A 19,314-nucleotide genomic window follows, 5' to 3' on the forward strand; every position below is an offset into this window, starting at 1 on the left:
TGGGCGCTGGCCTAGTGTGCGTGCGCCACGTGCCGGTGCGCGTGCTCGCCATCCTGCGCCAGCAGCCGGTAATGCACCCGGTCGGCATCGCCCAGGTCCACGCCGCGCGGACGCGAGGCCACGCCGTCCTTGCCGAAATCCAGCACGGCGCCGACACCGGCGTACAGGTAGCGGTCGCCGAACGCCTTCAACAGCGCGGCGAATGTCGGTTCGCCAGTGCAGTGGCCGGGCGCGATGTACTGGATGCGGTGCGCTTTTAGGGCATCGACAAGGCCGGCAATGGCGGTATCGTCGGCGTTGACGAAGTGGAAGCCGCCGATCACCAGATGGATCTGCGGATCGAGCTTCGCGGCCGCATCGACGATGTGCGCGATGCCCGGATGCGAGCAGCCGACCACCAGCACCAGGCCCTTGTCGGTCCGGATGGCCAGCGACAGCTCGCGCAGTTCGCGCGTCCCCGGCGCATCGGAGACGGCGGCGATCGTCCACACGCCCGGCGCGATCTCGGTAGTTTCAGCCAGCGGCTTGAAGTTGCCCGTGGGCCAGGCGCGACCGAACTGCAGCCGTTCGGCCGGTTCGCCATCGTAGTAACGCATGCGCGCCGGCAGCGAGGCGTCCTTGCGGTAGAAGCCGGACGGCAGCGACGAGCCGTAGATGCCGAAGCCTTCCTGCGGCGCGTAGACCGGCACCTGCGGATTGACCTTCAGCACCTCGACCAGGCCGGCCATGTGGTCGGCGTGGCGATGCGACATCACCACCGCATCCAGCCGCGACAGGTCGATGCCTTTCGCCTTGACGTTGCGCGCGAAGATCGCCGCATCGTTGCCGGTGTCGAACAGGATGCGCTTGCCGCCGGCCTCCACCAGCGCGGCGAAGCCCCAGTCCTTCTCCTGCGCGGGATCGTCGCCGAAGGCGTCGTAGATGACGGTGATGCGGGGTGCGGCGACATCGGCGGCGAACACGGGCGTGGCCAGGCAAGCGAAACCGAGGACCAGAAGACGGAATAGGACACGCATGCGAGGCTCCGGGAAGAGATCATCGCGAGCTTACGCGTCGCATCCCACGCCTCCGTGGTACTCATACCTTTGGACTGATAACCAGCACTCATGTGCTTATTCCGTACAGGCGTCCGCTCATGCATCACGACGTTCCTGCATTGCGGCCCCTTCCCGGCGAAATCCTTCCTCCATCGACCTCCGCAGCCACACACTGGCGAGCGTGGCCGACAAGTGCGCCACTATCAGGGGCAGGACGAACAGTGGAGCGAAACGTTCACCCGTCGCGAATGCCTTGCAGACCCAGAACATCGCAAGGCTTGCGGCAGCGAGCATCGGCAGGAACAGGGGGCGACAGAGGAACCCCAACAGCGCGGCAGCGACCGCGAACAGGGAGAACGGCACCCACAGGATCGACAGTGCGGTGAGAAGTGCACTCAACGAGGGCCGCTCCCTGCTCCGCCTAGTCCCACCAGCTGTAGACCACCAACCGCTCGTCCGGCAGCACCACGAGCCAGGCACCACCCGCGCTCTCCTGCGTGTAGTAGGCACCGTCCTGCCATGCCTTGGACAGGCGACGGCCCATGCCGGCCCCCACGTCCACATGCCCCACGCCGGGCCACAGGCCGGGGGCCGCTTCAGCCCGTCCCCATTCCTCCGGCAATGGCGAACGCCGCCACGCGGCGTAGCGGGCCGGGCCTCGCCGGGACAGCGCGCCGCGCGCGACCGTTGCCCCTTCGAAGTAGGCCAGGCCATCGCGCCGGATGGCGTCCGCCGCATCGTCGGACAGTTGCAGCACCACCGCGCCATGCGTTTCGCATCGCACCAGCAGGCTCAACAGCATGCATTCCAGCTGTCCCTGCGACATCGCGAAGCGCTGCATGCCGGATGTCTCGATCACCGACGGCAGCACCTGCTGCGCGCGATGGTAGATGCGTGCACGGTTCATCGCCCACCCCGCGGCAAGTACGAGCAGGAAGGCCGCAAGCGCGGCCTTCCAGGACGATCGGCGCGATGCCGGACGCATGGCTCAGCGCAGTTCCGTGCCGAGCGCATACCAGTCCACCTTGCGGGTGACCCACATGATCGCGGCCAGGATGCCGAATAGCAGCAGCGAGCCCATCAGCAGTGCATTGTCCTCGGACACCAGCAGGCCGTAGAGCACGCCATACAGCATCGTCAGCATCGTGGCGAAGCCGGCCGCCCGTATCCAGCTTCTCAGCACACCGGACAGGTAGACGAACTGCAGCCCGATGCACGCGACGGCCGAGACGAGGTAGGCCAGCCAGAAGGCGATGTGCTCGGACAGGCTGAGCAGCAACAGGAAGAAGATCGCCAGCGCCAGGCCCACCAGCAGGTACTGCAGCGGGTGGATCGGCAAGCGCTTGATCAGTTCGAACAGGGCGAAGCCGACGAAGGTCAGCACCACGAACAGGATGCCGTACTTGCTGGCGCGATCGGCCTGCGTGTAGACGTCGATGGGGTCGACCAGACCGACGTGCAGCGCATCCACGCCACCGTTCAACGGCGCGGCCAGCACGCGGCCTTCGACGATGCGGTCCGACTGCGACGCCCCACCGTCCTCGCCCCGCAACTGCTTCTGCGCATTGCTGGCCAGCGAGGAGATCTTCCAGGTGGCATTGAAACCCGAACCACCGACGTCGCTGGTGGGGGAATAGCCCTCGAACTTCGGATGCGGCCACGAGGACTTGATCCGGATGTCGTTGTTGTCGCCCAGCGGCACAACGGACAGCGCCTCGGTGCCCTTGAGCAACAGCTTCATCTTCACCTGCTGGCCCGCCGCACGGCCGGCTGCGACGGCAGGCAACTCGGCATGGATGCCATCCAGGCGGGCGCCCAGGTAGCCGGTACCGGACTTCAGCGGAAGCGTCGCGCCATCGACCTTCAGCTCCGGCGTGCCGGCGACACCGCGCACGTCGGAAATGCCGAACACGAGATACGGCGTGCCGTACTGGCGTTCCGCGCCGGTGGCCGACGGCCCCGGCAACGAGGGTTCGAACGTAGCGTCGAGGTCCGCATGCCACTCGTACACCCGGACCTTGTACAGGCCCACGCTACGTTCGGAAGGCGCCATGTGGCCCGCGACCTGCAGGGTCTTGGGCATCTGCAGCAGATGGCCGCTGGTCTTGTCCTCGCGCTGGCGCTTGACGCCCTTGTCGTCGATCCACTCGGAACGGCGGGTCTCTGACCATGGTACGACGCGGATGGGACCCGTGAGCCGCTGCTTGCCGGCCGTGCCCTGGACCACGCGGTCGACCGCCTGCTGGCGGTACGCCTCGCGCTCCTGGATGGTGCCGCGGATCATCATCAGCGGGATGAGCAACAGCAGGACCAGCCCGCCGACGGTGAGAAAACGCAACAGCAACTTCAATGACTTCATGTCGATGCCCCGGTTGGATACGCGGCGCATCGTCCTGCCCGTCGGTGCAACGGGCAGGAAGCGTGTTTGAAGGCTGTGTGAAGTGCGCCCCGTCGTCCCGCCGAAGGCCGGGACCCAGTGCCTCTGCTTCCCATGCAATCACGTCGCTGGGTCCCGGCCTTCGCCGGGATGACGATTCGAGCTTTCGCTACACCCTGGGCAGCGACAGCACCGCCTCCGCGCCACCGTCGGGGCGATTACCCAGGGAGGCTTCGCCACCATGCAGTCGCATGACCTCACGCACGAACGGCAGGCCCAGTCCGGAGCTGCGCGGACCACCGTCGGGCCGTGGCAGCGAGTAGAAACGCTCGAATACGCGCTCCTGCGCGTAGTCGGGTACGCCGGGACCGCGGTCCCGCACGATGAAGCGGACCTCCCCGTCCGACGCGTCGACGGCCAGTTCCACCTTGCCGCCCGCCGGTGAGAACGCGATGGCGTTGTCGAGCAGGTTCGCCAGCGCGCGACGCAACAGGAAGGCATCGCCCTCCACCGCCCAGCTACCCGCCTGCGGCAGGCGCTCGACCACCACCCCCTGCGGCGTCAGCTTCGCGTCGAGGTCGCGCACCACCTCATCGGCCAGTGACGCGACATCGATGCGCTCGCGCCGCTGAAGCCAGCCGTGCTGCTCCACCTCGGCCAAGGCCAGCAGCTTGTCGATGGTCTCGGTCAGCCGCTGCTCCTGGGTCTGGATGTTGCGTGCGAAGCGCTGGCGCTCGGCCTCCGGCAACGGCTCCTGCAGCAGCTCCGCGGCTCCGCGGATGGCGGCCAGCGGCGACTTCATCTCGTGGGTCAGCGACTGCACGTACTGCTCGACGTAGGCCTTGCCTTCCAGCTTGCGGCGCATCGTTTCCAGTGCACGCCCGAGGTCGCCGATCTCGTCGGTGCGCGGGCGCGGCGGCGGCACCGGTTCGCCCGCGCTGACCGCCTGCGCATAGCGGTTCAGGCCGCCGATGCCGCGCATCAGCCACCACGTCATCAACACCCCGATCAGTGCGGAGATGCCGATCAGCCAGGCGCCACGCAGCAGGATGCTGCGCTGGCTGGCGACGATGAAGGGCTCGATGCTGCGGTTCGGCTGCGACAGCGTCAGCACGCCGATCAATCGTGTGCGGTCGGCGGGGTCGTAGATCGGCGCGGCCACGTGCATCACCGTGTTGGTCTTGTCGCCGGGCACTTCGGCGCTGGAGCGTGCGCCGTACTCGCCGCGCAGCGTGCGGTAGACGTCGTTCCAGCGCGAGTTGTCCCGGCCGACGTCGCGACCCTGCGAATCGAACACCACCGTACCTTTCGCATCGGTCACGGTCACGCGGTAGTCGACGCTGCGCTTCTGGAAACGCCACACCCAAGCCTTGGGATCCCGCTGCTGCGCCTCCGCCACATTGCCGGCGAACACGCCATCGGCGATGCGGCCGGCCTTGAGGTCGTCGGCGGCCATCTCGGCCAGCATGTTGGCCGCGTCGACCAGCGTGGACTCCATCGCCTGACGGACGCCCGGCTTCACTTCGTTGACGAACACACGCATCACGAAGAACGCGGCGATGCCGACGATCAGGAAGAAGCCGAGGACGAGCTTCAGCCCGAGCCGCATGTCAGGTCTCGATGGCGTAGCCCAGTCCGCGGTGCGTGCGGATCGGGTCGGGGTCGGCACCGGCGGCGCGCAGCTTGGCGCGCAGGGTCTTCACGTGGGTGTCGACGGTGCGATCGGCGCTGTCGGCGTCGCTGTCCCAGCCGCGGTCCATCAGTTGCGCGCGGCTGAGGATCGCGCCGGGACGCTGCAGCAGGGCGTCCAGCAGCGCGTATTCGTAACGGGTCAGATCGAGCAACTGGTCGCGGAAGCGGATGCGGTGACCGTCGCGATCGACGGCAAAGTCGCCGCGCTCCCGCCATGCCCCGGCGTCCGCCTTGGGCGCAACGGCGCGCCGCAGACGCGCGCGCACGCGGGCCACCAGCTCACGGGGCGAAAAGGGTTTGGTGACGTAATCATCCGCGCCCAGTTCCAGCCCGAGCACGCGGTCGATCTCGTCGTTGCGCGCGGTCAGGAAGATCACCGGCACGTCGCTGAAGCCGCGCAGTTCGCGGCAGACATCGAAGCCACTGGCATCCGGCAGGCCCACGTCCAGCACCACCACATCGACGCCACCGGCACGCACACGCGGTGCGACCTCGCGCGCCAGCAGACAGTGGTCGGCCTCGATACCCTCGCTGCGCAGCGCATACAGCACGGCGTCGGCGATGGCGGTTTCGTCTTCGGCAATCAGTACACGGGGCATGGCGCAAGCATATATGCTGCGCGCCATGAATTACCGCCATGCCTACCACGCCGGCAACCATGCCGACGTCCTCAAGCACATCGTCGTGCTGGCCTGCATCGATGCACTGAAGCGCAAGGACACGCCGTTCTTCGTGCTCGACACCCATGCCGGGCGCGGCCGCTACATGCTGGGCGGCGCGGAAAGCCGCAAGACCTCGGAAGCCGCCGGCGGCGTGTTCAAGCTCATGGGGGCCGCCCGGTTGCCCGACCCGGCCGAGCGCTACCTGCGCGCGGTGGTGGCCAACAACCCGGTCGGCGCCCTGATCACCTATCCCGGCTCACCCCTGCTGGTCGCGCAGGCGTTGCGATCGCACGACCGGCTGGCGGCATGCGAGCTGCAACCCGATGAAGCGCAGGCGCTGCGCGAGGTGTTCGCCGACGACGACCGCGTCGTCGTGCATGCCCGCGATGGCTACGCCGCGATGAAGGCGCTGCTTCCGCCGCGCGTGGGCGAACAGCGCATCGCGCGCGGCATCGTACTGATCGATCCGCCCTACGAGGTGCAGGATGCCGAGTACCCGCAGATCCTGGCGTCGCTGCGCGATGCGCTGGAACGGTGGCCGGCCGCGACCTACATGGTGTGGTACCCCATCAAGCAGCGACGCAGCCTGCTGCCGTTCTTCCGCAAGGCCGCGGCGCTGCCGTCGAAGGGCGCCTTTGTCGCCGAACTGCAGGTGCGCCCGGACGATTCCCCACTGCGCCTCAACGGCAGCGGCATGCTGGTGATCAATCCCCCGTGGCAGCTCGACCAGGCGCTGGTGCCGGTGCTGCCGGTGCTGGCCTCCACCCTGGGCGAAACCGGCGCCAGCCATCGCCTGGACTGGTTGCGGGACCCCGTCTGACCCCCTTCGCGACAACGACGCGACGCCGTCGGGTGCTGTGCGAGAATCGCGCTCTCCTCCCTTAGACACCCCCCTTTCCATGGCCGGATCCAGCCTGTTCGCCCTGATCGACGACATCGCCACGCTGCTGGACGACGTGTCGGTAATGACCAAGGTGGCGGCGAAGAAGACGGCCGGCGTGCTGGGCGACGACCTCGCGCTGAACGCGCAGCAGGTCACCGGCGTGAAAGCCGACCGCGAACTGCCGGTGGTGTGGGCGGTGGCGAAGGGCTCGGTGGTCAACAAGGCCATCCTGGTACCGGCCGCACTGGCGATCAGTGCGCTGGAGACCTGGCTGCATGGCAAGGGCTACAACGTCCCGCTGGTGACGCCACTGATGATGCTGGGCGGCGCGTTCCTCTGCTTCGAGGGCGTGGAGAAGCTGGCGCACAAGTTCCTGCACAAGGGCGAGGACGACCAGCGCCATGCCGAGCGCGTGGCCGCGATCCAGGACGAGAACGTCGACATGGTCGCGTTCGAGAAGGACAAGGTGCGCGGCGCGATCCGCACCGACTTCATCCTGTCGGCCGAGATCATCGTCATTTCGCTGGGCACGTTGGCGGGTCGTACGTTCGTCGAGCAGGTGCTCACGCTGGTGGCGATCTCGGCCATCATGACCGTCGGTGTGTACGGCCTGGTCGGCGGCATCGTGAAGCTGGACGACGCCGGCCTGGCACTCGCGGCCGACAAGCGGGAGAGCGGCTGGGCCCGATTCAAGCGCGCCTTCGGCCGCGGCATCCTGTACAGCGCGCCCTACCTGATGAAGTTCCTGTCGATCGCCGGCACCGCCGCGATGTTCCTGGTCGGCGGCGGCATCCTCGTCCACAGCATCCCGGCGCTGCACCACTTCATCCAGCCGTATGCGGAAGGCGAGCTCGGCTGGCTGTGGGGCAGCCTGTTCAATGCCGCCGTTGGCGTGCTCACGGGCGCAGTGATCGTCGCCGTCATCACGCTGGTCTCTCGCCTGCGCGGCAAACGCCACGGCGCCTGAACCCGGTCCTTCCCCGCTCTCGCCGCGCCTCCGGATTTCATGCGAGCATCACGCCATGACCGCGCCGAAACGCCTCCCGCCCTGGCATGAACACTTCCGCCTGCCCAGCGGGCGCGAACTGCTGATCCGCCCGATCCGTCCCGAAGACGCCGGCCCCATCCAGGGCGCGTTCGGCCTGCTGGGACCGGAAGAGATCCGTCACCGCTTCATGTACGCGCTGAAGGAACTGACGCCTGAAATGGCGCAGCGCCTGACCCATCCCGACCCCAACAGCGAGTTCGCCCTGGTCGCGGCCGAAGCCTTGCCGCCGGGCGAGGCGCTGGTGGGGGCGGTGGCGCGCGCCGCCCTGGTGCCGCGGACCCGCGACGCGGAGTTCGCGATCCTGGTCAGCCACTTCATCGCCGGCCAGGGCCTGGGCCGCCACCTGATGCGCAAGCTGGCCAAGTGGGCTCGCTCGAAGAAGCTCGACCGCCTGTACGGCGACGTGCTCGACACCAACCAGCCGATGCTGGCGCTGGCGCAGTCGCTGGGGTTCAAGCGCGTGCGCGAGAACGACGGCTCGGGCCTGGTCCGCGTGGTGCTGGATCTGAACGAAGGTCCCTGAGCACTGCCGACCGGCGGTCGGCCCGCTGCGGCCACTTCCCTCGTCTTCCCGGGTAAGGCCGTGGCTGTCGCCACGCCAGCGGAGGCCGTCATGCCCCGATACGTGATCGAACGCGATGTCCAGGGCGCCGGCCTGATGACGCCGGCCGAACTGAAGGCCGTTTCACAGACCTCGTGCCGCGTACTGAACGAGCTGGGTCCGCAGGTGCAATGGGAGCACAGCTACGTCACCGACGACCGGATCTACTGCGTGTACCGCGCGCCGAGCGAGGATCTCGTGCTCGAGCATTCGCGCCGCGGCGGCTTTCCTGTCGACCGCATTTCCCTTGTCGCCGACGTGATCGATCCGCTGACCGCGGAATGATCCGTTCCGGGGCATGACGGGCCCCTGCTGGCCCGCTTGGTAAACTGCGCGTCCCTTCGCGCTGGGCACCCCATGGTGTCCGGCGCTGCCGTTGTTTTGTGCGCCCATGACCGACACCAAGAAAAGCTCCCTGCCCATTCCCCCGCTGCCCCGAGGCGGCCAGTCCCGCGCCTGGTGGCGTGCGCCCGCCTCGCCGACCGCGCTGGCGTGGTCGATCGCCGCTGCCGCGCAGGCGCATGACGGCCCGCTGCTGGTGGTCGCTCGCGACAACCATGAAGCGCACCAGCTCGAAGCCGACCTGCATACGCTGCTCGGCCCTGCGGACGACCTGCCGGTCGTGCCATTCCCGGATTGGGAAACGCTGCCCTACGACCAGTTCAGCCCGCACCCTGACATCGTGTCGCAGCGCCTGGCCGCCCTGCACCGCCTGCCCACGCTGGCGCGCGGCATCGTGATCGTGCCGGTGCAGACGGTGATGCAGCGGCTCTCGCCGCTGCGCCACATCGTCGGCGGCAGCTTCGACTATCGGGTTGGCCAGCGGCTGGATTTCGATGCCGAGAAGCGCCGACTGGAAGCCGCCAGTTACCGCCATGTGCCGCAGGTACTGGACCCGGGCGACTTCGCCGTGCGTGGTGGCCTGCTCGACGTCTATCCGATGGGCGCGGACGCGCCGCTGCGCATCGAGCTGCTGGACGACACCATCGACTCGATCCGCCACTTCGATCCGGAAAGCCAGCGCTCGCTCGACAGGACCGATGCCGTGCAGCTGCTGCCCGGCCGCGAAGTCCCGCTGGACGAACGCGCCGTCGAGCGTGCGATGACCCTGCTGCGCGACCGCTTCGACGTCGATACGCGTCGCAGCGCGCTGTACCAGGACCTGAAATCCGGACTGGCGCCGGCCGGCGTGGAGTACTACCTGCCGCTGTTCTTCGACCAGACCTCGACGCTGTTCGACTACCTCCAGCGGAGCGCACTGCCGCTGCTGACCGACGGCTTCGGCGAGGCCGCCGAAGCGTTCTGGGCGCAGACCCGCAACCGCTACGAGCAGCGCCGCCACGACATCGAACGTCCACTGCTGCCGCCGGACGAGCTCTACCTGTCTCCGGATGGTCTGCGCGAACAGCTCAACCAGCGCGCACGCATCGAGGTCTGCGGCGCGCAGCACAGCCGGCACGCCGATGCGCTGCCGCTGGGCGAACAACCCCTGCCGCCGCTGCCGGTGGCGGCGAAGGACGCGCCCGCCGGCGACGCACTGAAGTCGTTCCTCGGCCACTACCCGGGTCGCGTGCTGATCGCCGCCGACTCGCCCGGCCGTCGCGAGGCGTTGCTGGAAGTGCTTCAGGCGGCGGAGCTGAAGCCGGTGGTCGTCGCCGACTTCAGCGCATTCCTCCCTTCTCCCTCCGGGAGAAGGTGGCGCGCAGCGCCGGATGAGGGTGCGACGAAGACGACGACAGCCGAGCCACCGCGCACGTCCCGCACCCTCACCCCAACCCCTCTCCCGGAGGGAGAGGGGCTTCCACGCTTCGCGATCGCTGTCGCGCCGCTGGCCGACGGTTTCGCGCTCGACGACCCGCGCATCGCGGTGCTGACCGAGCGCCAGCTGTTCCCCGAGCGCGCCACGCAGGCGCACCGGCGCAAGCGCACCGGCCGCGAGCCGGAAGCCATCATCCGCGACCTCGGCGAACTGACCGAGGGCGCGCCCATCGTCCATGAGGACCACGGCGTCGGCCGCTACCGCGGCCTGATCGCGATGGACGTGGGCGGCATGCCCGGCGAGTTCCTCGAGATCGAATACGCCAAGGGCGACCGCCTGTACGTACCGGTCGCGCAACTGCACCTGATCAGCCGCTACTCGGGCGCGTCGGTGGAAACCGCGCCACTGCATTCGCTCGGTGGCGAGGCGTGGGCGAAGGCGAAGAAGAAGGCCGCCGAGAAGGTCCGCGACGTCGCCGCCGAACTGCTGGAGATCCAGGCGCGCCGGCAGGCCCGTGCCGGCCTGGCGCTGCACCTGGATCGCGCGATGTACGAGCCGTTCGCGGCCGGTTTCCCGTTCGAGGAGACGCCCGACCAGCACCATGCGATCGAATCGGTAATCCGTGACCTCGCCAGCAGCCAGCCGATGGACCGCGTGGTCTGCGGCGACGTCGGCTTCGGCAAGACCGAGGTCGCCGTGCGCGCCGCCTTCGCCGCCGCCAGCGCCGGCAAGCAGGTGGCCGTGCTGGTGCCGACCACGCTGCTGGCCGAGCAGCACTACCGCAACTTCCGCGACCGCTTTGCCGACTGGCCGTTGAAAGTCGAAGTGCTGTCGCGCTTCAAGACCGCCAAGGAGATCAAGGCGGAGCTGGAGAAGCTGGCCGAGGGCAAGCTGGACGTCATCGTCGGCACGCATCGCCTGTTGCAGCCGGACGTGAAGTTCAAGGACCTGGGCCTGGTGATCGTCGACGAGGAGCAGCGCTTCGGCGTGCGCCAGAAGGAAGCATTGAAGGCGCTGCGCGCCAACGTGCACCTGCTGACGCTGACCGCTACGCCGATCCCGCGCACGCTCAACATGGCGATGGCCGGCCTGCGCGATCTGTCCATCATCGCTACCCCGCCGGCCAATCGCATGGCGGTGCAGACCTTCGTCACCCCGTGGGACGCGGCGTTGCTGAAAGAGGCTTTCCAGCGCGAACTGTCGCGCGGCGGCCAGGTGTATTTCCTGCACAACGACGTGGAGAGCATCGGCCGCATGCAGCGCGAGCTGCAGGAGCTGGTGCCGGAGGCGCGAATCGGCGTGGCGCACGGTCAGATGCCAGAGCGCGAGCTGGAACAGGTGATGCTGGATTTCCAGAAGCAGCGTTTCAACGTACTGCTGTGTACGACGATCATCGAGTCGGGCATCGACATCCCCAACGCCAACACCATCATCATGAACCGCGCCGACAAGTTCGGCCTGGCGCAGCTGCACCAGCTGCGCGGGCGCGTCGGCCGTTCGCACCACCGCAGCTACGCCTACCTCGTCGTGCCGGACAAGCGCAGCATCACCGCCGATGCGCAGCGCCGGCTGGAGGCGATCGCGTCGATGGACGAGCTGGGCGCGGGCTTCACCCTGGCCACCCACGACCTGGAGATCCGCGGCGCCGGCGAACTGCTCGGCGAAGACCAGAGCGGGCAGATGGCCGAGGTCGGTTTCAGCCTGTACACCGAGCTGCTGGAGCGCGCGGTGCGCTCGATCAAGGCCGGCCACCTGCCGGACGTCGACCTGGGCCAGGAGCGCCGCGGCGCCGAGGTCGAACTGAACGTCCCGTCGCTGATTCCCGACGATTACCTGCCCGATGTGCACACGCGCCTGACGCTGTACAAGCGCATCAGCAGCGCGCGCGACAAGGAAGAGCTGCGTGACCTGCAGGTGGAGATGATCGACCGCTTCGGCCTGCTGCCCGACCCGGCCAAGTACCTGTTCGCCACGGCCGAACTGAAGCTGGCGGCCAACGACATGGGCATCCGCAAGCTGGAGCTCGGCGAGCACGGCGGCCGCATCGTGTTCGAAGCCAAGCCGAAGATCGACCCGATGGCGGTGATACAGCTGATCCAGAAGCAGCCCAGGCTCTACACCATGGACGGCCCCGACAAGCTGCGCATCAAGGTACCGCTACCGGACGCGCCCGACCGCTTCAACGCGGCCAAGGCGTTGCTGACCACGCTGGCGCCGGGTTGAACATGTGCACGTCCCTGCCCCTCCTCCGTCGAGATTGCCCATGACCTTCGACCCCGCACCGGATTTCAGCGATATCGCCTGTTCCCTGGAGTCGCTGGCCCTGGCCATCGAAGTGCGCGATGCATACACGCGGGGGCACTGCGACCGCACCGGCCGCATTGCAAGGGCATTGGGCCAGTGCTTCGACCTGGACGCAGACCAGCTGGAACAACTCGAGCTGGCCGCCTATTTCCACGACGTCGGCAAGATCGGCGTACCCGACCGTGTGCTGTTGCACACGGGGCCGGTGGCCGACGAGGACTGGCCATCGATCCAGGCGCACAGCGAACTCGGAGAACGGATCTTCCTGGCCAGCGGGCATCGCCATGCCATCGCCGTCGCCGCCCTGATCCGCCATCATCACGAAGCCATCGACGGCAGCGGCTACCCCGACGGGCTGACCGGCGCGGCGATCCCGCTGGGGGCCCGCATCCTGCGGGTGGCCGACAGCTACGATGCGATGACGACGCGCCGCCCCTATGCCGAAGGACGCGCGCACGAGACGGCGATGCGCATCCTGCATGCAGAGCAGGACGAAAAGGTCGATGCCGAGGTGTTCCGCGTATTCGAACGGCTGATGCGCGACGCCTCGCTGCGCGAGGCCTGAGCGCTACAACTGCGATTCGACCGGCAGCCAGCCGATCGCACGCGCGGTCCACCGGCGCCAGACGCTGGCTTCCGGCTCGCGGTCCCAGATGCGCGGTGGCTGTTGCGATGCATCCTCCCAGCGCAGGGCGCTACCCTGCAGCCGCACGCGGTAACTCCGGTCGGCGGCGATCTTCGCCTCGTAGCTGCGCAACAGGGCGGCGGCCGCGCTGCGATCACGGAACAGAATGCCCATCTCGGTGTTGAGGTTCACCGAGCGCGGATCGAGGTTGAACGAGCCGATGAAGCCGGCTTCGCCATCCACGGCGAACGCCTTGGTGTGCAGGCTGGCGCCGCTGGAACCGAACAGGCTGCTGTCCTGCTTGCCATGCGGCATAAGTTCGAACAGCTCCACGCCGCCCTGCAGCAGCGGCATGCGGTACGGCGCGTAGCCGCCATGCACGGCCATCACGTCGTTGGCCGCCAGCGAGTTGGTCAGCACACTGACGTCGACGCCTTCCGCCCGCTTGCCGACCAGCCAGCGCGTGCCCTCGTCGCCGGGCACGAAGTACGGCGAGATCACCCGCAGTTCGCGCTTCGCTTCGCCCATCGCCCTGCCCAGCCGGTGCACCAGCCACTGCGCCTGCCCTTCGCCCTGGCCCTTGGCGGCCGGATCGGAGTACACACCCACCTCGTCCAGCCAGTGCAGCGCATTGCCGCCGACCAGCGCGCGCACGCCGGGCGTGCTGCGCAGCCGCGCGACGTAGTCCGCCGCCTGCGTGGACCGGTAACCGGCGTCGCCGTTCTCGCGCAGCCTTTCCAGGGCGCCCGCTTCCGCCGTCGACAGGGCCGATAGCGGAATCACCGAGGCGCTGTTCCAGAAGTCGTCGAAGATCGTCGCCGTCTGCGCGACGGCCGGCCCGAGCAGCACGGCATCCAGGTCCATGAAGTTGGTCTGCGCAGCGGCGTCGAAGTACTCGTCGCCGACATTGCGTCCGCCGACCACCGCCACGCGGCCGTCGGCGATCCAGGCCTTGTTGTGCATGCGGCGGTTCATCGCCATCGGCCGCAGCAGCATTTCCGTCGCGCGGCCGAGCACGCCGGCGCGGCTGCGCGACGGATTGAACAGCCGCACTTCGATATTTGCGTGCGCGTCCAGCGCGGCCAGGTGCGAGTCCTTGCCGTGCGCGGTCATGTCGTCCAGCAGCAGACGGACGCGCACACCGCGATCGGCAGCGCGCAGGACTTCGTAGCTCAACAGGTTGCCGGTGAAGTCGTGGTTCCAGATGTAGTACTGCAGGTCCAGGCTGCGACCGGCAGCGCGTGCGGTGGCGGCGCGCACGGTGAAGGCATCCAGGTTGTCCGACAGCAGCGCCATGCCACTCTGTCTGCCGCGTTCGCGCAGCAGCGGCGCAACGGCGCGGTCGAGCGCGGTGGCGTCGGCGGCGGTGGGCAGCGACTGCGATGCAGTCCCCCGTGCGCCTTCGGCGAACCGGCCGTAGCTGTACAGCGCCACGCCTGAGGCCACCACCAGCACCAGCAGCGCGATCCCCAGTCGGCGCAGCCACTTGCGCATGATGTCCCCTTCTTCACGTGTCCGGTCCTATCGTAGCGGCAGTCCCGTGAGGACGCTGCTTGCGCCGCCATGGCGGCCGTTGCACGCTCGGCTCCCGTCCCTCCGCCACCAGGATCACCATGCGCCTGCCGCACCGGTTCCGCTTTCCTTTCGCGCTGCTGCTGGCCTCGCTGGCAGCCGCCTGCAGCACCGCACCTTCGCGCGATGTGTCCGCGCCGTTGACCTTCGTCGTGGTCCGCCATGCGGAGAAGGCGACCGACGACCCCGAGAATCCCAGTCTTTCCGCCCTCGGGCAGGCGCGTGCCGCCGCACTCGCCGAGCGCCTGCGCGATGCGCCGCTGGTGGCCGCGTACGCCACCGAATACCGCCGCACGCAGCAGACTGCACAGCCGAGCGCCGACGCTCGCACGCTGCCGGTCACGGCGTACTACGCGCGAGGCCCGGCCAGCGAGATCGCCGCGCAGTGGAAGCAGGCGCATGCCACCGGTACGGTCCTGGTCGTCGGCCACAGCAACACCGTGCCCGATCTGGTGGCAGCGCTATGCGGCTGCGTGACGACGCCGATGGACGACAGCGAATACGACCGCCTGTCCATCGTGCGCATCGGCGGCGACGGCCGCGCCACGCTGGAGGTCGGACGCTACGGCTCCTCCCCGATTCCGTGAGCGCAATGTTCGGCGACTGGGACGGCAGCATCGCGGATGCCCGCCGCCTGCAGGAACGACTGGCGACCGAAGTCTCGCTGCGCGACGACGTGCCGGACACGCCACGCTGGCTCGCGGGTTTCGATGTCGGCTTCGAGGACGAAGGCGCCACCACCCGTGCGGCCGCCGTGCTGCTGGCGGCCGACACGCTGCAACCTATAGCCTCCGATGTCGTGCGGATGCCGACGTCCATGCCGTACGTGCCCGGCCTGCTCAGTTTCCGCGAACTGCCTGCGCTGGTCGCCGCGCTGGGCCGGCTGCCGCATGCGCCCGACCTCGCCTTCATCGACGGCCAGGGCATCGCCCATCCGCGCCGGCTCGGCATCGCGGCGCACTTCGGCGTGGTCACCGGCCTACCCAGCATCGGCGTGGCGAAGAACGTGCTGTGCGGTAAGCACGAAACACTTGGCGCCCTCGCAGGCGAACGCATGTCGCTGATCCATCGCGGCGACCACATCGGCTGGGTGCTGCGCAGCAAGCCGCGCTGCAATCCGCTGATCGTGTCGCCCGGTCATCGCGTCTCGATGCAGGGCGCGCTGGACTGGGTATTGCGCACGCTGCGCGGCTACCGCCTGCCCGAGCCGACGCGGCTGGCCGACCGGCTGGCATCGCGGCGCGGCTGACACGCGCCGCCTCCGCCCACGATGGGGGATGCGGCGCAACGGATCGTTTCCGTATCGTGGACCGGCCGCCCGACATGCCGTGCGATGCTGCACGCACCCATCCGAGGATCCGTCATGACCACCCTCATCGCGCCCCGTGTGCACGACCTTGGCGGCGGCTTCAACGTCCGCCGCGCCGTCCCCAGCCTGCAGGCCCGCAGCGTGGGACCGTTCGTGTTCGTCGACCACATAGGCCCGGCGGTGTTCGAACCCGGGCGTGGCATCGACGTGCGCCCGCACCCGCACATCGGCCTGGCCACGGTGACCTACCTCTGGTCCGGCGCCATCCACCACAAGGACACGCTGGGCTCGGAACAGGTGATCACGCCCGGCGACGTCAACTGGATGACCGCGGGCCGCGGCATCGCACACTCCGAGCGCACCCCCGGCGACGTGCGCGCCGGCCGCCACGACGTGCACGGCATGCAGACCTGGGTGGCGCTGCCGAAGTCCGCCGAGGAAGTCGCCCCCGAGTTCCACCATCACACCGCGGCGACCTTGCCGCTGATCGAGCGCGCCGGTGCGCGCCTGCGCGTGATCGCTGGCCGTGCGTACAGCGAGGAATCGCCGGTGAAGGTGTTCAGCGGCACGTTCAACGTCGCGGTCGACCTGCAACCGGACGCCGAACTGGAGATCGATGGCGGCCACGTCGAGCGCGCGCTCTACATTCTGGAAGGCGAGGCCCAGGTGGATGGTGCCGACATCCCCGAGAAGCACCTGGTGGTGTTCGACCGCGGCAGCCGTGCGGTGCTGCGCGCGAAGACGCCGGTGAAGGGCATGCTGCTGGGCGGCGAGCCGCTGGACGCGCCGCGACATCTCTGGTGGAACTTCGTCTCCAGTTCCAAGGAGCGCATCGAACAGGCCAAGCAGGACTGGCAGGAAGGCCGATTCGGCCACGTGCCCGGCGAAACCGAGTTCATCCCCTTGCCGGAGCGTTGAGCGCACCGCCCGTCGGCACCTAAATGTGACATCTACTTCATTAGCACCCGGATGCGTGCGCCGTAACGCAAAGCAAACATCTGCCGCGCCGGGCTTCCGCTATCGTGCGCGCACCGTCATGTGACGGGGCGCACGAAAGCGATGGGGGCTGGCATGAGTATGGTGAAGAGGCTCGCGGCAGAGTTCCTGGGGACCTTCTGGCTGGTGTTGGGGGGCTGCGGCAGCGCGGTGCTGGCGGCCAATTTCGGTGGCGACGGCAATCCGCTGGGCATCGGCCTGCTGGGCGTATCGCTCGCGTTCGGCCTGACGGTGCTGACCGGCGCCTACGCGTTCGGCCACGTCTCGGGTGGTCATTTCAATCCCGCGGTGAGTATCGGCCTGTGGGCGGGCGGGCGGTTCCCGGCGAAGGATCTGCTGCCGTACATCGTGGCGCAGGTGGTCGGTGGCCTGGCCGCAGGCTTCATCCTGTGGCAGATCGCCAAGGGAAGTCCGGCGTTCGCGGTCGATCCGAATGCCGCCGGCGCGTTCGCCAGCAATGGCTATGGCGCGATGTCGCCCGGTGGCTTCACCGTCGCGGCCGCCTTCCTGACCGAGGTGGTGCTGACGGCGTTCTTCCTGATCGTCATCATGGGGTCGACCCACGGTCGCGCACCGACCGGCTTCGCACCGATCGCGATCGGTCTGGCACTGACGCTGATCCACCTGATCAGCATCCCGGTCACCAACACGTCGGTGAACCCGGCCCGCTCCACGGCGGTGGCGCTGTTTGCCGGCCCTGCCGCCGTCGGTCAGCTGTGGCTGTTCTGGCTGGCACCGATCCTCGGCGGCCTGATCGGCGGCATGCTCTACGGCTGGCTGGGTCGCGACCGCGACTGAGCCCTGCGTCCGGTGCCCGGCACGGCCGGGCGCCGGCAGGTTCGATGTGACTGGGGTCGCCGTTCGCACGCGTACCGCGTTGTTTTGCGACGCAGCATGGGCTAAGGTCGGGACGACTGCCGGGGGAAAACGGCAGCCGGCACCGCGGAATGCAAGGGGATGATGCCAGGGCCAGCTTGGCCCACTGCGGTGTGCGGATGACGCTGCACTGCCCACGTTCGGGCATTCGATCCAGGGGATGACATGAAGACCGTGATTGCTGTTGGCCTCAGCCTCTTTGCCGCCACCGCGTGGGCGCAGTCGCCGCCCGCCTGCCCCACCCTGCCGGCCAATGCCGGCCTGACCTGGGAACAGCGGATCGATACCACGTTCATCACGTGCAAGGCGGTCACCACCGACGGCAGGCAGGTACTCAACGTGATGCTCACGGCGCGCGACCCCCGGATCAGCCTGGAGCGCCGCCTGCGCCAGGAGGAAAGCACGTTCTCCGGCGAGGAGATGTACTGGTACCGGCCGAACCTGGGCGGACAGGAAACCTCGCCCGCCATGGCGTCACGCCGCATCGCCGTGGTCGAGTTCGACGACGACCGCTACGCGCAGGTCTGGATCAACGCGGGTTCGCCGGAAGAACTCGGGTCGCTGATTTCGCTGGCACAGCAACTCGACGTGCGTGCCACGGGCGCGCTGCTCTCCGCGGGCAACTGACGCGGTGATGCCGGTGCGGGCCGAGCCCGCACCACCACCTCAGAACCGGCCTTCCTGGAAATCCACGAACGCCTGCATCAGCTCCTGCCGCGTGTTCATGACGAACGGACCGTGGCGCATCACCGGCTCACGCAACGGACGCCCCGCCACCAGGATCAGCCGCGCAGGCTGACTGCCGGCACGCACCTGCAGCGTATCCCCACCGCCCAGCACGCCCATCTCGTGGGTGTCCAGCGGACGCGCCTCGTCGCCCTCGCCCACGGTCAGCGCACCTTCGAACACGTAGGCGAACGCGTTGTGCCCAACCGGCAGCGTGTACTCCCACGCATGTCCCGGCTGCAGCGCGATGTCCAGATACACCGGATCGGTGGCCGGCTGCGAGATCGGGCCCTGCGTGTCGCCGACGGTGCCGGCGATGACCTTCACTTCCACGCCCTTGGCCGGATGCGCGACCGGAATCTTCTCCGGCACGAATTCCTGGTACTTCGGCGCGGTCATCTTCTCGCGCGCAGGCAGGTTCACCCACAGCTGGAAACCGCGCATGCGGCCGGACTCCTGCTCGGGCATTTCCGAATGCACCAGGCCACGGCCGGCGGTCATCCACTGCACCGCACCCGGCGTCAGCAGGCCCTCGTTGCCATGGTTGTCGCGATGGCGCATGCGGCCATCGAGCATGTACGTAACGGTCTCGAAGCCGCGATGCGGATGCTCCGGGAACCCGGCGAGATAATCCTCGGCCTTGTCGGTACCGAATTCGTCCAGCAGCAGGAACGGATCCAGGTCAGGCAGATCGGGACCGCCGATCACGCGCGTCAGCTTGACGCCGGCGCCATCGGACGTGAGTCGGCCGCGGATCGTGCGGATCACGCGGGCGGGCGTGGTATCGGTCAGGGTGCTCATGGCGCCTCCTATTCAACTGCGGACAAGATGGCATCGACGCCGCCGC

General features: G+C 68.4%; 19 protein-coding genes. 11 read left to right on the top strand and 8 right to left on the bottom strand.

The window, feature by feature from the left end:
• Window positions 1-11 precede the first annotated feature (11 nt).
• The 6 genes from ACSQ1W_RS11490 to creB form a co-directional block, all read right to left on the bottom strand.
• Window positions 12-1,016 (bottom strand): MBL fold metallo-hydrolase, encoded by a 1,005-nt coding sequence (locus ACSQ1W_RS11490; protein ID WP_436043615.1) that lies wholly within the window; start codon window positions 1,014-1,016, stop codon window positions 12-14.
• Window positions 1,017-1,133: 117 nt separating this feature from the next.
• Window positions 1,134-1,436, bottom strand: coding sequence for a hypothetical protein (locus tag ACSQ1W_RS11495; protein WP_436043617.1), 303 nt, complete (start codon window positions 1,434-1,436; stop codon window positions 1,134-1,136).
• Between the two features lie 22 nt (window positions 1,437-1,458).
• Window positions 1,459-1,944, bottom strand: coding sequence for a hypothetical protein (locus ACSQ1W_RS11500; RefSeq protein WP_436043619.1), 486 nt, complete (start codon window positions 1,942-1,944; stop codon window positions 1,459-1,461).
• Between the two features lie 81 nt (window positions 1,945-2,025).
• Window positions 2,026-3,396, bottom strand: coding sequence for a cell envelope integrity protein CreD (gene creD / locus ACSQ1W_RS11505; protein WP_192271733.1), 1,371 nt, complete (start codon window positions 3,394-3,396; stop codon window positions 2,026-2,028).
• A 187-nt stretch (window positions 3,397-3,583) separates the two neighbouring features.
• Window positions 3,584-5,023 (bottom strand): two-component system sensor histidine kinase CreC, encoded by a 1,440-nt coding sequence (creC, locus tag ACSQ1W_RS11510; RefSeq protein WP_436043621.1) that lies wholly within the window; start codon window positions 5,021-5,023, stop codon window positions 3,584-3,586.
• Window position 5,024: 1 nt separating this feature from the next.
• Window positions 5,025-5,705, bottom strand: coding sequence for a two-component system response regulator CreB (creB, locus tag ACSQ1W_RS11515; protein WP_436043623.1), 681 nt, complete (start codon window positions 5,703-5,705; stop codon window positions 5,025-5,027).
• A gap of 25 nt (window positions 5,706-5,730) precedes the next feature.
• Here creB and ACSQ1W_RS11520 point away from each other — a divergent pair, with 25 nt between their 5' ends.
• The 6 genes from ACSQ1W_RS11520 to ACSQ1W_RS11545 all read left to right on the top strand — a co-directional run bounded on the left by ACSQ1W_RS11520 (window position 5,731) and on the right by ACSQ1W_RS11545 (window position 12,928).
• Window positions 5,731-6,588 (top strand): 23S rRNA (adenine(2030)-N(6))-methyltransferase RlmJ, encoded by an 858-nt coding sequence (locus ACSQ1W_RS11520; protein ID WP_436043624.1) that lies wholly within the window; start codon window positions 5,731-5,733, stop codon window positions 6,586-6,588.
• Between the two features lie 79 nt (window positions 6,589-6,667).
• Complete coding sequence (locus tag ACSQ1W_RS11525) at window positions 6,668-7,618, top strand: DUF808 domain-containing protein (protein WP_436043626.1); 951 nt, start codon at window positions 6,668-6,670, stop codon at window positions 7,616-7,618.
• A gap of 55 nt (window positions 7,619-7,673) precedes the next feature.
• Entirely contained in the window at window positions 7,674-8,222 is a 549-nt protein-coding gene (locus ACSQ1W_RS11530; protein ID WP_192271743.1) for a GNAT family N-acetyltransferase, read from the top strand.
• A 90-nt stretch (window positions 8,223-8,312) separates the two neighbouring features.
• On the top strand, window positions 8,313-8,585 hold the full coding sequence (locus ACSQ1W_RS11535) for a DUF4242 domain-containing protein (protein WP_192271745.1): 273 nt from the start codon (window positions 8,313-8,315) through the stop codon (window positions 8,583-8,585).
• 106 nt (window positions 8,586-8,691) lie between these two features.
• On the top strand, window positions 8,692-12,282 hold the full coding sequence (gene mfd, locus ACSQ1W_RS11540) for a transcription-repair coupling factor (RefSeq protein WP_436043629.1): 3,591 nt from the start codon (window positions 8,692-8,694) through the stop codon (window positions 12,280-12,282).
• A gap of 40 nt (window positions 12,283-12,322) precedes the next feature.
• Entirely contained in the window at window positions 12,323-12,928 is a 606-nt protein-coding gene (locus ACSQ1W_RS11545) for an HD-GYP domain-containing protein (protein ID WP_192271749.1), read from the top strand.
• A 3-nt stretch (window positions 12,929-12,931) separates the two neighbouring features.
• On the opposite strand, the gene ACSQ1W_RS11550 is transcribed toward ACSQ1W_RS11545, so the two are convergent.
• Complete coding sequence (locus ACSQ1W_RS11550; RefSeq protein ID WP_436043631.1) at window positions 12,932-14,482, bottom strand: phospholipase D family protein; 1,551 nt, start codon at window positions 14,480-14,482, stop codon at window positions 12,932-12,934.
• 119 nt (window positions 14,483-14,601) lie between these two features.
• Between ACSQ1W_RS11550 and ACSQ1W_RS11555 the strand changes: the two genes are divergently transcribed.
• The 5 genes from ACSQ1W_RS11555 (at window position 14,602) to ACSQ1W_RS11575 (ending at window position 18,368) form a co-directional block, all read left to right on the top strand.
• Window positions 14,602-15,147, top strand: a complete 546-nt coding sequence (locus ACSQ1W_RS11555) for a SixA phosphatase family protein (RefSeq protein ID WP_436043633.1) — start codon at window positions 14,602-14,604, stop codon at window positions 15,145-15,147.
• Between the two features lie 5 nt (window positions 15,148-15,152).
• Window positions 15,153-15,809, top strand: coding sequence for a deoxyribonuclease V (gene nfi / locus ACSQ1W_RS11560; RefSeq protein WP_436046171.1), 657 nt, complete (start codon window positions 15,153-15,155; stop codon window positions 15,807-15,809).
• Between the two features lie 114 nt (window positions 15,810-15,923).
• Complete coding sequence (locus tag ACSQ1W_RS11565; RefSeq protein WP_436043635.1) at window positions 15,924-16,787, top strand: pirin family protein; 864 nt, start codon at window positions 15,924-15,926, stop codon at window positions 16,785-16,787.
• 153 nt (window positions 16,788-16,940) lie between these two features.
• Window positions 16,941-17,663 carry an aquaporin Z gene (gene aqpZ, locus ACSQ1W_RS11570; protein WP_192271757.1) on the top strand — a complete coding sequence of 241 codons (723 nt, stop codon included), beginning with the start codon at window positions 16,941-16,943 and terminating at the stop codon, window positions 17,661-17,663.
• A 243-nt stretch (window positions 17,664-17,906) separates the two neighbouring features.
• Entirely contained in the window at window positions 17,907-18,368 is a 462-nt protein-coding gene (locus tag ACSQ1W_RS11575) for a hypothetical protein (RefSeq protein ID WP_192271759.1), read from the top strand.
• 39 nt (window positions 18,369-18,407) lie between these two features.
• Here the strand turns inward: ACSQ1W_RS11575 and ACSQ1W_RS11580 are convergent, their stop codons facing one another.
• Window positions 18,408-19,268: a pirin family protein gene (locus ACSQ1W_RS11580; RefSeq protein ID WP_436043637.1), complete on the bottom strand. Its 861-nt coding sequence runs from the start codon at window positions 19,266-19,268 to the stop codon at window positions 18,408-18,410.
• Between the last annotated feature and the right edge of the window lie 46 nt (window positions 19,269-19,314).

It is taken from the genome of Pseudoxanthomonas sp. LjRoot143, from assembly GCF_964252945.1.
Classification (GTDB): Bacteria; Pseudomonadota; Gammaproteobacteria; order Xanthomonadales; family Xanthomonadaceae; genus Pseudoxanthomonas_A.

What these genes read in the sequence shown, in the direction of transcription:
- creC (WP_436043621.1), bottom strand. Translation starts at nt 5,023, where the DNA reads ATGCGGCTCGGGCTGAAGCTCGTCCTCGGCTTCTTCCTGATCGTCGGC.
- ACSQ1W_RS11575 (WP_192271759.1), top strand. Translation starts at nt 17,907, where the DNA reads ATGAAGACCGTGATTGCTGTTGGCCTCAGCCTCTTTGCCGCCACCGCG.
- ACSQ1W_RS11580 (WP_436043637.1), bottom strand. Translation starts at nt 19,268, where the DNA reads ATGAGCACCCTGACCGATACCACGCCCGCCCGCGTGATCCGCACGATC.
- ACSQ1W_RS11525 (WP_436043626.1), top strand. Translation starts at nt 6,668, where the DNA reads ATGGCCGGATCCAGCCTGTTCGCCCTGATCGACGACATCGCCACGCTG.
- ACSQ1W_RS11535 (WP_192271745.1), top strand. Translation starts at nt 8,313, where the DNA reads ATGCCCCGATACGTGATCGAACGCGATGTCCAGGGCGCCGGCCTGATG.
- ACSQ1W_RS11550 (WP_436043631.1), bottom strand. Translation starts at nt 14,482, where the DNA reads ATGCGCAAGTGGCTGCGCCGACTGGGGATCGCGCTGCTGGTGCTGGTG.
- mfd (WP_436043629.1), top strand. Translation starts at nt 8,692, where the DNA reads ATGACCGACACCAAGAAAAGCTCCCTGCCCATTCCCCCGCTGCCCCGA.
- nfi (WP_436046171.1), top strand. Translation starts at nt 15,153, where the DNA reads ATGTTCGGCGACTGGGACGGCAGCATCGCGGATGCCCGCCGCCTGCAG.
- aqpZ (WP_192271757.1), top strand. Translation starts at nt 16,941, where the DNA reads ATGAGTATGGTGAAGAGGCTCGCGGCAGAGTTCCTGGGGACCTTCTGG.
- ACSQ1W_RS11555 (WP_436043633.1), top strand. Translation starts at nt 14,602, where the DNA reads ATGCGCCTGCCGCACCGGTTCCGCTTTCCTTTCGCGCTGCTGCTGGCC.
- ACSQ1W_RS11545 (WP_192271749.1), top strand. Translation starts at nt 12,323, where the DNA reads ATGACCTTCGACCCCGCACCGGATTTCAGCGATATCGCCTGTTCCCTG.
- ACSQ1W_RS11565 (WP_436043635.1), top strand. Translation starts at nt 15,924, where the DNA reads ATGACCACCCTCATCGCGCCCCGTGTGCACGACCTTGGCGGCGGCTTC.
- ACSQ1W_RS11490 (WP_436043615.1), bottom strand. Translation starts at nt 1,016, where the DNA reads ATGCGTGTCCTATTCCGTCTTCTGGTCCTCGGTTTCGCTTGCCTGGCC.
- creD (WP_192271733.1), bottom strand. Translation starts at nt 3,396, where the DNA reads ATGAAGTCATTGAAGTTGCTGTTGCGTTTTCTCACCGTCGGCGGGCTG.
- creB (WP_436043623.1), bottom strand. Translation starts at nt 5,705, where the DNA reads ATGCCCCGTGTACTGATTGCCGAAGACGAAACCGCCATCGCCGACGCC.
- ACSQ1W_RS11530 (WP_192271743.1), top strand. Translation starts at nt 7,674, where the DNA reads ATGACCGCGCCGAAACGCCTCCCGCCCTGGCATGAACACTTCCGCCTG.
- ACSQ1W_RS11500 (WP_436043619.1), bottom strand. Translation starts at nt 1,944, where the DNA reads ATGAACCGTGCACGCATCTACCATCGCGCGCAGCAGGTGCTGCCGTCG.
- ACSQ1W_RS11520 (WP_436043624.1), top strand. Translation starts at nt 5,731, where the DNA reads ATGAATTACCGCCATGCCTACCACGCCGGCAACCATGCCGACGTCCTC.